Source organism: Variovorax sp. HW608 (assembly GCF_900090195.1).
Classification (GTDB): domain Bacteria; phylum Pseudomonadota; class Gammaproteobacteria; order Burkholderiales; family Burkholderiaceae_C; genus Variovorax.
Genome location: NZ_LT607803.1, coordinates 2,797,361 through 2,811,155 on the forward strand (window position 1 = coordinate 2,797,361; position 13,795 = coordinate 2,811,155).

14 protein-coding genes are annotated in these 13,795 nt (G+C 67.8%); 12 read left to right on the forward strand and 2 right to left on the reverse strand.

What is annotated here, in order from left to right; all coding sequences use genetic code 11:
- Window positions 1–27 precede the first annotated feature (27 nt).
- From VAR608DRAFT_RS13120 to VAR608DRAFT_RS13135, 4 genes are read left to right on the forward strand one after another with little or no spacing between them, the layout of a single operon-like run.
- Complete coding sequence (locus VAR608DRAFT_RS13120) at window positions 28–2,442, forward strand: glycoside hydrolase family 3 N-terminal domain-containing protein (protein ID WP_088954465.1); 2,415 nt, start codon at window positions 28–30, stop codon at window positions 2,440–2,442.
- 8 nt (window positions 2,443–2,450) lie between these two features.
- Entirely contained in the window at window positions 2,451–3,635 is a 1,185-nt protein-coding gene (locus tag VAR608DRAFT_RS13125) for a fumarylacetoacetate hydrolase family protein (RefSeq protein ID WP_088954466.1), read from the forward strand.
- A 32-nt stretch (window positions 3,636–3,667) separates the two neighbouring features.
- Entirely contained in the window at window positions 3,668–4,432 is a 765-nt protein-coding gene (locus VAR608DRAFT_RS13130; protein ID WP_088954467.1) for an SDR family NAD(P)-dependent oxidoreductase, read from the forward strand.
- Entirely contained in the window at window positions 4,429–6,213 is a 1,785-nt protein-coding gene (locus tag VAR608DRAFT_RS13135; protein ID WP_088954468.1) for an IlvD/Edd family dehydratase, read from the forward strand. Before VAR608DRAFT_RS13130 ends, VAR608DRAFT_RS13135 begins: the two co-directional genes overlap by 4 nt.
- Window positions 6,214–6,240: 27 nt before the next feature.
- On the opposite strand, the gene VAR608DRAFT_RS13140 is transcribed toward VAR608DRAFT_RS13135, so the two are convergent.
- On the reverse strand, window positions 6,241–6,735 hold the full coding sequence (locus tag VAR608DRAFT_RS13140; protein ID WP_088954469.1) for a GNAT family N-acetyltransferase: 495 nt from the start codon (window positions 6,733–6,735) through the stop codon (window positions 6,241–6,243).
- Window positions 6,732–7,004, reverse strand: coding sequence for a type II toxin-antitoxin system TacA family antitoxin (locus tag VAR608DRAFT_RS13145; protein ID WP_088954470.1), 273 nt, complete (start codon window positions 7,002–7,004; stop codon window positions 6,732–6,734). The genes VAR608DRAFT_RS13140 and VAR608DRAFT_RS13145 overlap by 4 nt, the downstream gene beginning before the upstream one ends.
- Window positions 7,005–7,318: 314 nt before the next feature.
- On the opposite strand from VAR608DRAFT_RS13145, the gene VAR608DRAFT_RS37595 reads away from it, so the two are divergent.
- From VAR608DRAFT_RS37595 to VAR608DRAFT_RS13180, 8 genes are all read left to right on the forward strand, one after another.
- A complete protein-coding gene (locus tag VAR608DRAFT_RS37595) occupies window positions 7,319–7,744 on the forward strand; it encodes a putative Ig domain-containing protein (protein WP_443082949.1) in 426 nt (141 codons plus the stop codon).
- On the forward strand, window positions 7,684–7,854 hold the full coding sequence (locus VAR608DRAFT_RS38525; protein WP_443082950.1) for a hypothetical protein: 171 nt from the start codon (window positions 7,684–7,686) through the stop codon (window positions 7,852–7,854). Before VAR608DRAFT_RS37595 ends, VAR608DRAFT_RS38525 begins: the two co-directional genes overlap by 61 nt.
- An 80-nt stretch (window positions 7,855–7,934) precedes the next feature.
- Window positions 7,935–9,113: an amylo-alpha-1,6-glucosidase gene (locus VAR608DRAFT_RS13155; protein WP_088954471.1), complete on the forward strand. Its 1,179-nt coding sequence runs from the start codon at window positions 7,935–7,937 to the stop codon at window positions 9,111–9,113.
- A 72-nt stretch (window positions 9,114–9,185) separates the two neighbouring features.
- Window positions 9,186–9,620: a hypothetical protein gene (locus VAR608DRAFT_RS13160; RefSeq protein WP_088954472.1), complete on the forward strand. Its 435-nt coding sequence runs from the start codon at window positions 9,186–9,188 to the stop codon at window positions 9,618–9,620.
- A gap of 94 nt (window positions 9,621–9,714) precedes the next feature.
- Entirely contained in the window at window positions 9,715–10,422 is a 708-nt protein-coding gene (locus VAR608DRAFT_RS13165) for a DUF3348 domain-containing protein (RefSeq protein WP_088954473.1), read from the forward strand.
- A 9-nt stretch (window positions 10,423–10,431) separates the two neighbouring features.
- Entirely contained in the window at window positions 10,432–12,522 is a 2,091-nt protein-coding gene (locus tag VAR608DRAFT_RS13170) for a DUF802 domain-containing protein (RefSeq protein WP_088954474.1), read from the forward strand.
- Entirely contained in the window at window positions 12,522–13,166 is a 645-nt protein-coding gene (locus VAR608DRAFT_RS13175; protein WP_088954475.1) for an OmpA family protein, read from the forward strand. The genes VAR608DRAFT_RS13170 and VAR608DRAFT_RS13175 overlap by 1 nt, the downstream gene beginning before the upstream one ends.
- The gene (locus tag VAR608DRAFT_RS13180; RefSeq protein WP_231973482.1) at window positions 13,163–13,795 is read left to right on the forward strand and encodes a DUF2894 domain-containing protein; all 633 of its coding nucleotides are present in this window, start codon (window positions 13,163–13,165) and stop codon (window positions 13,793–13,795) included. Before VAR608DRAFT_RS13175 ends, VAR608DRAFT_RS13180 begins: the two co-directional genes overlap by 4 nt.

Genomic DNA, 13,795 nt, shown 5'->3' on the forward strand with positions numbered 1-13,795 from the left:
GCCCGACGCCCCATACCCACCCAACCCATGACTTCTTCCACGCCCCTCTACAAGGACCCCGCGCAGCCGCTGGCGGCGCGCGTGGACGACCTGCTCGCACGCATGACGCTCGAGGAAAAGATCGCCCAGATGCACGCCTTCTGGCTGATCCTGTCCGAAAGCGGTGAACACCGCGTGCGTCCCGGCGAGGCTTTCGTCGTTGCCAGCGATGCCGAATCGGTGCTGCGGCGCCTGGCCCACGGGATCGGGCAGATCACCCGGCCCCTGGGCACGCGCAGTGTCGAGGCCGGCAGCGGTTTGCGCGCGCTCAACAAACTGCAGCGCTATCTGCGAAACGAGACCCGCCTGGGCATTCCCGCGATCTCGCATGAAGAGTGCCTCGCCGGGATGATGACCCGCGAAGGCACGCTGTTCCCGTCGCCGCTGGCCCTCGGCGCCACCTGGAATCCCGCACTCGTGGAGCGGGTGGCCGAGAAGATCGGCTTCGAATGCCGGGAATTGGGATGCCAGCAAGGGCTGGCGCCCGTCCTCGATGTGTCGCGCGATGTGCGGTGGGGACGCACGGAAGAGACCTTCGGCGAAGACCCGTATCTCGTCGGCGTCATGGCGACGCGCTACGTCCGCGGCATCCAGGGCCCTCGGCGCGACGTGCTGGCGACGCTGAAGCACTACGTGGGTCATTCGTTCAGTGAGGGCGCACGCAACCATGCCCCGGTGCACCTCGGCTGGCGCGAGCTGAACGACGTGTTCCTGCTTCCGTTCGAGATGGCCGTGAAGCAGGCGAACGCGGGCTCGGTGATGCCGGCCTACCACGACATCGACGGCGAGCCGGCCCACTGCTCTTACCACCTGCTGACCGAGGTGCTGCGCGAGCAATGGGGCTTCGACGGCCTGGTGGTGGCCGACTATGTGGGCGTGAGCCTGCTCTACCAGCACCACGCGGTGGCGGCCGATGCGGCCGAGGCGGCGGCGCTGGCTTTCAACGCCGGGCTGGATGTCGAACTGCCCGCGGACGATTGCGCGCAGCACCTCGCCGCAGCGATCGAGCGCGGCCTGATCTCGATGGCGACCGTCGATCGCATCGTCTCTCGCGTCCTCACGGAGAAGTTTCGCCTGGGGCTGTTCGAGAAGACCTTCGAGGACGCCCCGGCGCCACCCGCGCTGCGCACGCCCGACGTCGTTGCAACGGCTCTGGAAGCAGCGCGCCAGGCGATCGTGGTGCTGGAGAACCGGAATGGCGTGCTGCCGCTCAGTCCTTCCGGCGCGCCCCGCCTCGCGGTCATCGGCCCGACGGCCGACGATCCATTGGCCATGCTCAGCGGCTACAGCTACCCCGCCCACGTCGTCCTCCACAACCAGGTCGAAGACACGCGGCACATCGTGACGCCGCTGCAGGGCCTGCAGGCGATCTATGGCGCAGACCGCGTGCGCTACGCGAAGGGCTGTTCGATCATCGAAGTCCGCCAAAAGGGCGCGCCGGTGTTCCCGGGCGATGTACGCGCAGGGGCGGTCAAGCCCACCTCGCCCGTTTCGCTTCGCACCGATCGGATTCCCGAGGCTGTCGAAGCCGCCCGCAATGCGGATGTCGCCTTCGTCTTCGTCGGCGACCTCGCCGGCCTTTTCCAAACCGGCACGATCGGCGAAGGCTCCGATGCCGACTCGCTCGACCTGCCCGGTGTGCAGCAGCAGTTGCTGCAGGCCGTGGTCGATACCGGCACGCCAACCGTGGTCGTGCTGACCAGCGGGCGGCCCTACAACCTTGGCGGACTGGAAGATCGCATCGCAGCCTTCGTGATGGCGTTTTCCGGCGGCCAGCAGGGCGGCACCGCCATCGCCGACGTTCTTTCGGGCCGCGCCGAGGCCACGGGCCGGCTGACCGTCTCGGTGCCGCACAACGTCGGCGCCATGCCGTACTACTACAACCACAAGTTCAAGAGCGGCGGCACGCCGATCGCCCTGCACTTCGGCAGCCGATATCCCTTCGGCCATGGCCTCGGCTACACGCGCTTCGAGTATCGCAATCTGGAAGTGAGCCCCTCTCCCATCCCCATCGAAGACGGCGAGATCGTGCTCAGTTTCGATTTGGCCAACACGGGGCCGCGCAAGGGCGTGGAGATCCCGCAGCTGTACGTGCGCGATCGCCTGGCCAGCGTGGTGCGGCCCGTGCGCGAATTGAAGGCCTTTGGCCGCTTGGAGCTGAGCGCCGGCGAAGTCGCCCGCGTGAGCTTTCGCGTACCGGTGGACATGCTGGCCTTCACCGGCATGGCCGGTAAGCGAATCATCGAGCCGGGCAAGTTCGAGCTGGCGATCGGTGCATCGAGCGCCGACATCCGGCTGCGCGCCGAGGTCGATGTAGGCGGCAGCACGCGCACGCTCGAAAAGAGCTGGCGCATGGAAAGCAGCTGCGAGATTCACCCCCTCCCCCCGTCACCCCTCCCGTAGATCCTCCAATGCAACCGCACCTCCATTCATCGTTTCTTCCCACCGACGCTTCGGGCGCCTTGCTCGTCGGCCGGGTCTGGCGTGCGGCCCCCATCAACGGCCCTTGCGTCGTGCTGGTTCGAGAGGGTCAAGTGGTGGACATCACCGCCTCGGCGCCCACGGTCTCCGACCTTCTCGAGCGGCAGGACCTCCTCGAATTCGTCCGCAACTGCCCGGGGGAACCCCTGGGCAAGGTCACTGCCTGGCTCGACAAGGCCATGACGACCTCGGTGGAAGCGGGCGCCGAGAAGCTCCTGGCGCCGTGCGACCTGCAGGCCATCAAGGCCTGCGGCGTCACCTTCGCCGTCAGCCTGCTGGAGCGCGTCATCGAGGAGCAGGCCGGCGGCGATGCCGCCAAGGCCACGCAGATCCGGCATGAGCTCCAGCGCACGATCGGATCGGACCTGTCGGCCATCCGGCCCGGCTCGCCCGAAGCGGAAGCGCTCAAGCGCGAGCTCATCCGCCAGGGCACGTGGTCGCAGTACATGGAGGTCGGCATCGGCCCCGACGCCGAAGTGTTCTCGAAGGCGCAGCCCATGTCGGCGGTCGGATTCGGCGCGAACGTCGGATTGCACCCCGGCTCGTCGTGGAACAACCCCGAGCCCGAGATCGTACTGGCCGTCAACAGCCGCTCGCAGATCGTCGGCGCCACGCTGGGCAACGATGTCAACCTCCGCGACATCGAAGGCCGCAGCGCCCTCCTGCTGGGCAAGGCCAAGGACAACAACGGCTCCTGCGCCATCGGACCGTTCGTGCGTCTGTTCGACGATGACTTCACGCTGGACACGATCCGCACGGCCACCGTGAGCCTCGCCATCGAAGGGCAGGACGACGGCTTCAGGCTGGAAGGCGCCAGCCGCATGGCCGAGATCAGCCGCGACCCCGCCGATCTGGTGCGCCAGACCTGCGGTGCGCATCACCAGTATCCGGACGGCTTCTTCCTCTTCCTCGGCACGATGTTCTCCCCCATCGAGGACCGCGGCGCCGAAGGCAAGGGCTTCACGCACCGCCTCGGCGACCGCGTGACGATCTCGACGCCGTCGCTGGGCGCGCTCGTCAATCACGTGCAGCGCTCCGATGCCATCGCGCCCTGGACCTTCGGCGTCCGGGCGCTCTACCGGAATCTGTCCTTGCGCGGCATTGCCGCTTCCTGAAGCACGAACCCACCAACAAGAAGGACCCATCCATGTCTGCCATCTATCCGAGCCTTGCGGGCAAGCGCGTCGTCATCACGGGAGGGGCCTCCGGCATCGGCGCGGCCATGGTCGAGGCCTTCGCCCGGCAAGGCGCCAGGGTGTTCTTCCTGGACATCGCCGACGCGGAAGGCCGGGCGCTTCAATCGAAGCTGCGCGACACCGTGCAGCCGCCGGTCTTTCATCGCTGTGACCTGACCGACATCCAGGCCGTCCAGGCGAGCTTCGCCGAGATCGAGGCATCGGGGGGCGCCATCAACGTCCTCGTCAACAATGCGGCCAATGACGATCGACATGAAGTCGGCGCCGTCACGGCGGACTACTGGGACCAGCGGATCGCCGTCAACCTGAGGCACCAGTTCTTCTGCGCACAAGCCGTTTCGGCTGGCATGCGGGCCGCGGGCGGCGGCGTGATCCTGAACCTCGGCTCCATCTCCTGGCACCTCGCGCTGGCCAGCCTGTCGATCTACATGACGGCCAAGGCGGGCATCGAGGGACTGACCAAGGGACTGGCGCGCGACCTCGGCAGATACGACATCCGCGTCAACTGCATCGTTCCGGGTGCGGTGCGCACGCCGCGCCAGATGCAGCTGTGGCAAACACCCGAAAGCGAGGCGAAGGTCGTGGCGGCGCAATGTCTGCAGCAACGCATCGATCCTCAGCATGTCGCGGCGATGGCGCTCTTTCTCGCATCGGACGATGCGGCCCGATGCTCCGGGCGCGAGTACTTCGTGGACGCAGGCTGGTACGGCGCATGACCGAAGCCACCCGCACCGCCCGCCGGTTCCGATCGCAGGACTGGTTCGCCAACCCCGACCACATCGACATGACGGCGCTCTATCTGGAGCGCTTCATGAACTACGGCATCACGCCGGCGGAACTGCGCTCGGGCAAACCCATCATCGGGATCGCGCAATCCGGAAGCGACCTCAATCCGTGCAACCGCGTCCATCTCGAACTGGCGAAGCGCGTGCGCGACGGCATCCGCGACGCCGGCGGCATTCCGATGGAATTCCCCGTGCATCCGACCTTCGAGAACTGCCGGCGGCCGACCGCGGCCATCGACCGCAACCTGGCCTACATGGCGCTGGTCGAGATCCTGCACGGCTACCCGATCGACGCCGTCGTGCTGACGACGGGCTGCGACAAGTCGACGCCCTCGCAGGTCATGGCCGCAGCGACGGTGGACATCCCCGCCATCGTGCTGTCCGGCGGCCCGATGCTGGACGGCTGGTTCGAAGGCGAACTCGTCGGCTCCGGGGCCGCGATCTGGAAGAGCCGGCGGCTTCTCGCGGCGGGCCGGATCGACGAAGCCAAGTTCATGGACATCGCCACCGCGTCGGCGCCTTCGGTGGGGCACTGCAACACCATGGGAACGGCCTCGACCATGAACGCCCTCGCGGAGGCGCTGGGCCTGTCGTTGACGGGCTGCGCCGCGATTCCCGCGCCCTACCGGGAACGCGGGCAGATCGCCTACGAAACGGGTCGCCGCATCGTCGAGCTGGCCTGCGAGGACCGGCGGCCCTCGTCGATCCTCACGCGCGACGCATTCCTCGACGCAATCGTCGTCAACGCCGCGATCGGCGGCTCCACCAACGCGCAGCCGCATCTCATGGCCATGGCGCGCCATGCGGGCGTGGACTTGCGTCCGAGCGACTGGACCGAATTCGGCTTCGATGTGCCGCTGCTGCTGAACATGCAGCCGGCGGGCAAGTACCTGGGCGAGGCCTTCCATCGCGCGGGCGGCGTGCCGGCCGTGATGTGGGAACTCCAGCAGGCGGGCTTGCTGCGCAGCGCGCGGCCCACCGTCACCGGCAAGACGATGGAAGAGAACCTCCAAGGCCGGCAAAGCGTGAACCGCGAGGTGATCCGCGAATTCGCGCACCCCCTCAAGGATCGCGCCGGCTTCCTCGTGTTGAGCGGCAACCTGTTCGACTTCGCGATCCTGAAGACGAGCGTGATCTCGGCGGAGTTTCGCGAGCGCTACCTGAGCCGTCCGGGTTCGGAGGGACGATTCGAGTGCCGGGCGATCGTCTTCGAGGATTCCGATGACTATCACGCACGCATCAACGACTCGGCGCTCGCCATCGACGAGAACTGCATCCTCGTGATACGCGGTGCAGGGCCCGTCGGCTGGCCGGGGTCCGCGGAGGTCGTGAACATGCAGCCGCCGGATGCGCTGCTCAAGCGCGGGATCACCAGTCTTCCCACCTTGGGAGACGGGCGGCAGTCGGGGACCTCGGACAGTCCGTCGATCCTCAACGCCTCGCCCGAGAGCGCCATCGGCGGCGGGCTGGCCTGGCTGCGCACGGGCGATGTCATCCGCGTCGATCTGAACGCCGGGCAATGCAACGCACTGGTGTCCGACGAGGAGATCGCGCGCCGCAAGAGCGAAGGGCTGCCGGCGATCCGGCCGAGCCAGACGCCGTGGCAGGAGGTCTATCGCGCGACCGTCGGACAACTCGAGTCGGGCGCGTGCATGGAGCTGGCGGTCAAGTACCGCGGTGTCGCGGGCGACCCACCCCGTCACAATCATTGATGTTGCCGGCGCCGTTGGTGCACCCCCTCAAGCCCTTGTGGTATTCAGGCGGAGCATCAATGTCATCGGATGCTGTGGCGACTCCTGAAAGCCGTAGTGCTCATAGAACTGCTTGGCACGCTCATGGAGGGCATGGACCAGCAAGGCTCGCACGCCCGCATTCTGCGACACGGTCACGGCCCGATTGACGGCGTCTTGCAGCATCGCGGCTCCAAGCTTGAGAGCTTGGGCACGACGGTCAACGGCGAGACGGGCCAGCACCATCACCGGGACGGGGTCGGGCATGTTGCGTCGCACGCCACTCGTTGCCATCTGATGCGAGACCGCCCCAGCGGCCATCGCGTAGTAGCCCACGACGCGCCTTTCCTGATCTGTGACGACGAACGTGCGGCTCGCTCCGCTCATCTGATTCGACAGCGCCCGGCGCTTGAGCCATTCATCGAGACTGGCTTCCCCGCAGGCGAATCCGTCAATGAGATGCGTGGCCGCAAGAGGCTGTGGCGCGCTCAGTTCCAAGCTCACGCGGCGTCCGGGCTCCAGGGCGCTTTCACAGCCATGAGGCGTTCAAGTCCAGGATTGGGTGCGGGAGGCGCGTCCAGCATGGCGGTGAACTGCCTGAACTTTTTGGCGTCCAGGCCAAAGAACACCTGATCCAGCATCACCGCCTGCGCGCGCTCGCAAGCCGCTTCGAGCATGAAATCCGAGCGGTTCTTGCCCAGCAGGCTGGCGGCGTGGTCGATCAGGTCGCGCTGTTCCGGCAGGGCTCTTAGATTGATGGCGGCGTCACGCACGGGGCGCTCCTTGGTTACATACACATTAGATACACAAACTGTACGGCGGCGTGTATCTGTTGTCAATACGGAAGCACGAGCACAGGGCCTATCTTGGCAAGAACGACCATCGGGTGTCGATCGATGGGCACCAGAACGAGCTCGCTGTCATCCGGGAATTTTCAGACTCTTCCCATTCTCGGGACGCCCACCAAAACCAACAATGCAAGAGTTCTGCCGCCGGGTCGTCGTCATCAACGTCCCCCGCGTCTCTCCCTTCTCTTGTCTCTCCTTCTTCTTTGTTGATTGGGTCCGCGTGGCCCAAGGGGCTTCCTATGAACCGGATATCAAAATTCTTGCTTGCTCTTCTTCTTCCGCTCGCAACCCTGCTGACTGGATGCGGCGGTGGAGGGAGCGGCTGGGCATTCGTCGGCACGTTGGTGGACGCGCCGGCCGGACTGAGCTACAGCGATCCATCCGTGGTCTACGCACGGGGCGTCGAGATCGCCCCCAACTCGCCCAGCAGCAGCGGCGGAGCCATCACGCATTACGGCGTGTCGCCTGCGTTGCCCGTGGGGCTGGCGCTGGACTCGCAATCCGGCGTGATCACCGGCTCGCCCGCAGCCGTGACCCCGGACATAACGACACCCTGCTGCTCGGCGGCAAGGTCCTCGTCGCGGGGGGATTCGGCAGCGCCCTGCTGTCCTCGGCCGAGCTGTACGACCCGGCCACGGGCACCTGGTCGTCGACCGGCAGCATGAGCGTGGGGCGAAATCAGCATGGCGCCACGCTGCTGCCCGACGGCAAGGTCCTCGTCGTGGCGGGATTCGGCGCCAGCTATCTGTCCTCGGCCGAGCTGTATCGACCTTGATGGCCTGCCACGTTGTCGACGCGAAGACCGCATTCGACGGGAGAATGCCTGGCCCGCACCTGGAGGCGGCACGACCGACCATGACCCACCTCGCCCCCGCCGATCTCGCCCTCATCGAAGCCTGCTCAGAGGCCTCGCTCGACCTCCTCCAGCGCAACCTCACGCCGCACGGCATCCTCGCTGCCAGCCGCACCGAAGCGGCGGTGGCGCGGCGCTACACGCGCATCTTCGGGCGCGATGCGGCGATCTGCGTGATGGCGATGTGCGGCAGCGGCGTGCCTGCGCTCGAACAGGGCGCGATCGCGAGCCTCGAAGCGCTCGCCGCGCAGCAGGCGGCCAACGGCCAGATCCCCAAGTACGTCGATCCGGAGGGACTCGACGCGGATTTCTGGTACCTCGGCTGCATCGACGCCACGCTGTGGTGGCTGATCGCGGTGGACCATGTGCGCCGCGCGGGCAGCATCGACGCCTCGCACTGGCAGGACGGCGTCGATCGCGCGATCGGCTGGCTGCTCGCGCAGGAGCACCAGCACTTCCGCCTGCTGCAGCAGAACGAGGCCAGTGACTGGGCCGACATCATGCCGCGCTCGGGCTACGTGCTCTACACCAACGCGCTCTGGTACGAGGTCAAGCGCCGCTTCGCGCTCGCGCATGCGGAGGAGACGCACGACCACTTCAACCATCTCTTCAACCCCTTCCAGCGCGACCTGCCCGAATACCACCGCGCGCGGCTGCTCGGGCACTACGCGCGGCGCGGCCGGCGCGATCCGGGGCTCTACCTGAGCTTCGTCAATCTCTCGGTGGTCGGCGACGAGGGCGACGTCTTCGGCAACCTGCTCGCGATGCACAGCGGCCTCGCGGACGACGCGATGTCGCACAGCATCGTCAACACCATCGCGGCCGCGCAGGCGGGCGAGCCCTGGCCGGTGCGCGTGGTGCTGCATCCGCTGTCGCGCCAGCATGCGCTGTGGCGGCCGTACATGGCGCGGCACCGGCAGAACCTCATGCACCAGTACCACAACGGCGGCATCTGGCCCTTCGTGGGCGGCTACTGGGTGCTGGCGCTGGCCCGGCTCGGCCTGCGCGAGCAAGCCTGGCACGCGCTCGCCGGGCTCGCGCGCGCGAATGCGCATGGCGAGTGGCGCTTCACCGAATGGTTCCACGGCCGCACGCTCGAGCCGATGGGCATGGCCGGACAGAGCTGGAACGCGGCGACCTTCCTGCTCGCGCATCGCGCGCTGCACCCCCGCTCGCGGTAGACCGAGCCCCGCTTCAGGACGGCGGATCGTCCTACGCCGCACGCCCGGCAACTGGGCTCTCATGCGCTCACGATGGGCGCGTCCACGCAGCAACTGGTCCTTCGGCTCCTGCAGGCGCTGGCCTGCGCTCGCATCCAGTTCGGGTGCAAGCGGCTGTCGCCCAAGGTGTGGCGCTACCCGGACCTCTCGTGCGACGAACTCTGGCTGCGCATGAGCCTGTACCAGGAGCGGATCGACCAGCTCGCCGGTGCGATGAGCGCGGAGGAGCGCGCCCATGTGCGGCTGCAGCGCGCGCTGTTCCTGCGCCTCCTGCTCGAAAGTGCGCCCGCTCGCCTGCAGGCCTGGAGCGACCAGGACGAGGTGACCGGCATGCCGCCTTCGCATCTCTTCGAGTGGGTCTCGCACGACGACGAGCGCCTCGAGCTCTCGCAGCTCGAGGCCGCCATGACGCCGCAGGAAAGCGCACGCTACGACATCGCCGTCAACGGGCTGCAGTGGTTCGATTGAGCGGCGCGTTGCAGCTGCTTACGGTCGGCCCCCCGGCCCAGGGCAGCGCGGAGGGACTCATCAGTTAGACTCGCGGGTTTTTCCAGCTGGCGGTATGGTGCAAGTGGCAAATCGCACGGATTTGCGCGCGGGTTCGCGCAGGGGTTTGACCGGCTCGGCGCTCATTCGCTTGCTCGATCGACTGGCCGGCCCCGATGTTCGCGAATCCGGCGCATCCACGTCGGATCGGCTGAGCCAATGGTTCAGCTGGACGGACGCCATCTCGCTGTCCGCCGCGCTTGACGGCGTACCCGTGTCGAATGCACCGGGCGCAAGAAGCTCATCCAGCGCCGAAGAAGGCGAATGCCACCGCGTGCGGACCTCGCTCGCGAAGGCCATCGCCGACGACAGCGCTTTCGCCGCGCCCCAGCCGGCGCGCGCGGAAACGGAAGGCGCCGGAGCCGACTTCTCGCCCTATCGCCAGCGCTACATGGCCCGCCAGCAAGCAATCGAGGCCGGTGTCGGCGCGCTGCGCGGCAAGCTGCGGTCCAGGCTCGCAGCCCGGTCGCCCGCGATGGCGAAGCTCGCCGCGGTCGATGTCGTGATGGAACAGGTGCTCGGCGCGCGCGAGCGCAGCCTGCTGTCGAGCGTGCCCGCGATGCTCGAGAAGCACTTCGGGCGGCTGCGCCAGGATGCCGAATCCACCGAAAGCAGCGCGTGGCTCGACATCTTCCGCCGGGACGCACGGGACGTGCTGCTCGCCGAGCTGGACTTTCGATTTCAACCCGTCGAAGGGCTGCTCGATGCCCTTCGCATGAAGTAACCCGCATTCATGAACAGATCTCTTCTACATGCCGTCCTCGTGGCCGGCCTGGCGGCCGTGGGCTGGGTGGGCATGGGCTACATCGGCTCGAACGCGCTGGCGCTGTTCGTCGCCGGGCTCATCGCCGTGTTCTACGGGGTGGGCGCAGTGGAGCTGCACCGCTTCCACGAGGCCACCGCCACCCTGGCGCGCGCCACAGCCGCGCTCTCCGAACCGCCGGCGACGCTCGCCGACTGGCTCGACACCCTGCACCCCTCGCTGCGCAACGCGGTGCGCCTTCGCGTCGAGGGCGAGCGCGTGGGCCTGCCCGGCCCGGCGCTGACACCTTATCTCGTGGGCCTCTTGGTCCTGCTGGGCATGCTGGGCACCTTCGTCGGCATGGTGGCCACGCTCAAGGGCACCGGCATGGCGCTCGACAGCGCGACGGACCTCGAAGCGGTGCGTGCATCGCTCTCCGCACCGGTGAAGGGCCTGGGACTGGCCTTCGGCACCTCGGTCGCCGGCGTGGCCGCCTCGGCGATGCTGGGCCTCGCCTCGGCGCTGTGCCGGCGCGAACGGCTGCGTGCCGGCCAACTGCTGGACACCCGCATCGCGACCAGCCTGCGCGTGCACTCGCTGGCGCATCAGCGCGAGGAATCGTTCAGGCTGCTGCAGCAGCAGGCGCAGGTGATGCCCGATCTGGTCCGCCAGTTGCACGCCGTGATGACGACGATGGAACAGCAGAGCGTGGCGATCAGCGAGCGCCTTACCGCGAGCCAGGATCATTTCCACGCGCGCGCAGAAGCCGCTTATGCCGGCCTGGCCGCATCGGTCGGTCAATCGCTCCGGCAGAGCCTCACCGAAAGCGCACGCATCGCGGGCGCAACGATCCAGCCGGTGGTCGAGACGACCATGGCCGGCATCGCGCGCGAGACCACGGCGCTGCACGACAAGGTCGCGAGCACGGTGCAGTTGCAGCTCGAAGGGCTCTCGGGCCGTTTCGAGACGATGACCACCGACGTCGCCGACACATGGCGGACCGCACTCGTGGAGCAGCAGCGCACCAACGAAGCGCTTTCCACCGACTTGCGCGGCACGCTCGGCCAGTTCACCGAGACCTTCGAGCAACGCTCGGCCTCGCTGGTCGAAGACATCTCCACCCGTCTGCAGAGCACGGTCGGCAGCGTCTCCGACACCTGGGGCGGCGCATTGGCGCAGCACGAGCGCACGAGCGAGAAGCTCTCGGCCGACACGCAACAGGCACTCGCCGCAGCCGCCGCGAGCTTCGAGCAACACTCGGCCGCCCTCCTGGCCAAGGTCGACGCGTCGCATGCCAATCTCCAGACCGAACTTGCCGCGCGCGACGAGCAGCGCCTGTCGGCATGGAACCAGTCGCTCGAATCGATGGCCGCTTCGCTGCAGCAGGAATGGCAGCAGGCCGGCGCACACGCCGCGACGCAGCAACAGCAGCAGAGCGATGCCTTGGCCCGGACCGCGCGCGACATCGCCGCGCAGTCCGAGGCGCACGCGACCCACACCATCGCCGAGACCGCCCGTCTGCTCGAGGCCGCATCGGAAGCCCCGAAGGCCGCAGCCGAGGTGGTGGCCGAGCTGCGCCAGAAGCTCTCCGACAGCATGGCGCGCGACAACGCGATGCTGGAGGAGCGCAGCCACATCCTCGAAACGCTGGGGACCCTGCTCGATGCGGTGAACCATGCGTCCACCGAGCAACGCGGCGCCATCGATGCGCTGGTCGCTTCCTCGGCCGATCTGCTGGAGCGCGTCGGCAGCCGCTTCACCGAACAGCTCGAAGCCGAGACCGGCAAGATGGGCGAAGTCGCCGCGCAGCTCACCGGCAGTGCGGTCGAAGTGGCGAGCCTCGGCGAAGCCTTCGGCCATGCGGTCGGACTCTTCAGCGAATCGAACGACAAGCTGGTCGGCCACTTGCAGCGCATCGAGGCGGCGCTCGGCAAGTCGATCGCGCGCAGCGACGAACAGCTCGCCTACTACGTCGCGCAGGCGCGCGAGGTGATCGACCTCAGCATCATGTCGCAGAAGCAGGTGGTCGAGGACCTCCAGCAGATCGCGAACCGGCAGGCCACCGCGGGCAGCGAAGCGTGATGCGCGAAGACGTCGATGCCGGCCTCGAGCCGGAGGTGCCGGTCTGGGCGGTCTTCGGCGACCTGATGGCGGGCCTGCTCGGCGCCTTCGTGCTGATCCTCGTGTGCGCGATCGGCATGCAGCTCGACCTCACATCGAAACTGGAGAACGAGGTCCAGAAGCGCCGCATCGAGGCCCAGCGCCGCGAGGCGCTCGAAAAAGCCCTTGCGGGCCCGCTCGCCGCCGGCCGCGTGACCTTGAACAACGGCCGCATCGGCATCAGCGGCAGCGTGCTGTTCGCGGTCAGCTCCGCCGATCTGCAGCCCGAAGGCCGGCAGCTGCTCAGAAGCCTTGCCGGACCGCTCGCAGCCTACCTGCGCGCGCGCGAGGAGATCCTGATGGTGAGCGGCTTCACCGACGACCGCCAGGTGCGCGGCGGCAGCAAGCAGTTCGCCGACAACTGGGAACTCTCGGCCCAGCGCGCATTGACGGTGACGCGCACGCTCATCGAGGAAGGGCTGCCGTCGTCATCGGTGTTCGCCGCGGCCTTCGGCTCCGAGCAGGCGGTGGCATCCAACGCCGATGCGGAGGGACGCGCGCGCAATCGCCGCGTGGAGATGGCGCCGACGCCGCGGCCTTCGAACAAGATCCCCGGGGCATCGTGAGTCACGACGCAGGCGGCGACAGCAGCGCAACCATCGGGGCATGGCGCCAGCGCGGCGACCACCGCTTCGATCCGGTGCGCTTCCATTTCATCGAGGCGCTCGCGCGTCGCGCGGCCGGCTACCAGGGCGATGCACGGCGGCTGCTGGATGAGCGTCTGCAAACGCACATGGCGGCGTATGCCGAGGCGCTGCAGACGTCCCGCGAGGCGTCGCATGCACCGGACAACGAGCCCGCGCCGGCTGCGCGCAGCGCACTCGCTGAACTCGTGGCGCACATCGGGCAGCACGCATCGCCGTCCGCCATCGGTTCTGCAACGACACCGGCTCCTGCGGGCGAACTAAAGACGCTGCGCTACTTCAAGAGCACCTGGTCGCGGCTTAGCGCCGAGCGCAGGCTCCATCAATCGCTGGCCAAGGTGCCGGAGAACGCGGGGCCGCTGAACTCGCACCACCTGGTGCATCGCGCGCTGACGCTGATGCGCGACGTGTCGCCGGAGTACCTCAACAAATTCATGTCGTACGTCGATGGCCTCCTGTGGCTCGACGACGCGAACGCGCGCGGCCCCGCCGCTGCGGGCGCGCCGGGCGCCGAGACGGGCAAGAAGGGCGGTCGCGGCAAGTCGCGCTGA

Bases quoted from the DNA above. Each gene is read 5' to 3' on its own strand.
- VAR608DRAFT_RS13120 (WP_088954465.1), top strand. From the start codon at position 28: ATGACTTCTTCCACGCCCCTCTACAAGGACCCCGCGCAGCCGCTGGCG.
- VAR608DRAFT_RS13125 (WP_088954466.1), top strand. From the start codon at position 2,451: ATGCAACCGCACCTCCATTCATCGTTTCTTCCCACCGACGCTTCGGGC.
- VAR608DRAFT_RS13130 (WP_088954467.1), top strand. From the start codon at position 3,668: ATGTCTGCCATCTATCCGAGCCTTGCGGGCAAGCGCGTCGTCATCACG.
- VAR608DRAFT_RS13135 (WP_088954468.1), top strand. From the start codon at position 4,429: ATGACCGAAGCCACCCGCACCGCCCGCCGGTTCCGATCGCAGGACTGG.
- VAR608DRAFT_RS37595 (WP_443082949.1), top strand. From the start codon at position 7,319: ATGAACCGGATATCAAAATTCTTGCTTGCTCTTCTTCTTCCGCTCGCA.
- VAR608DRAFT_RS13155 (WP_088954471.1), top strand. From the start codon at position 7,935: ATGACCCACCTCGCCCCCGCCGATCTCGCCCTCATCGAAGCCTGCTCA.
- VAR608DRAFT_RS13160 (WP_088954472.1), top strand. From the start codon at position 9,186: ATGGGCGCGTCCACGCAGCAACTGGTCCTTCGGCTCCTGCAGGCGCTG.
- VAR608DRAFT_RS13165 (WP_088954473.1), top strand. From the start codon at position 9,715: ATGGTGCAAGTGGCAAATCGCACGGATTTGCGCGCGGGTTCGCGCAGG.
- VAR608DRAFT_RS13170 (WP_088954474.1), top strand. From the start codon at position 10,432: ATGAACAGATCTCTTCTACATGCCGTCCTCGTGGCCGGCCTGGCGGCC.
- VAR608DRAFT_RS13175 (WP_088954475.1), top strand. From the start codon at position 12,522: ATGCGCGAAGACGTCGATGCCGGCCTCGAGCCGGAGGTGCCGGTCTGG.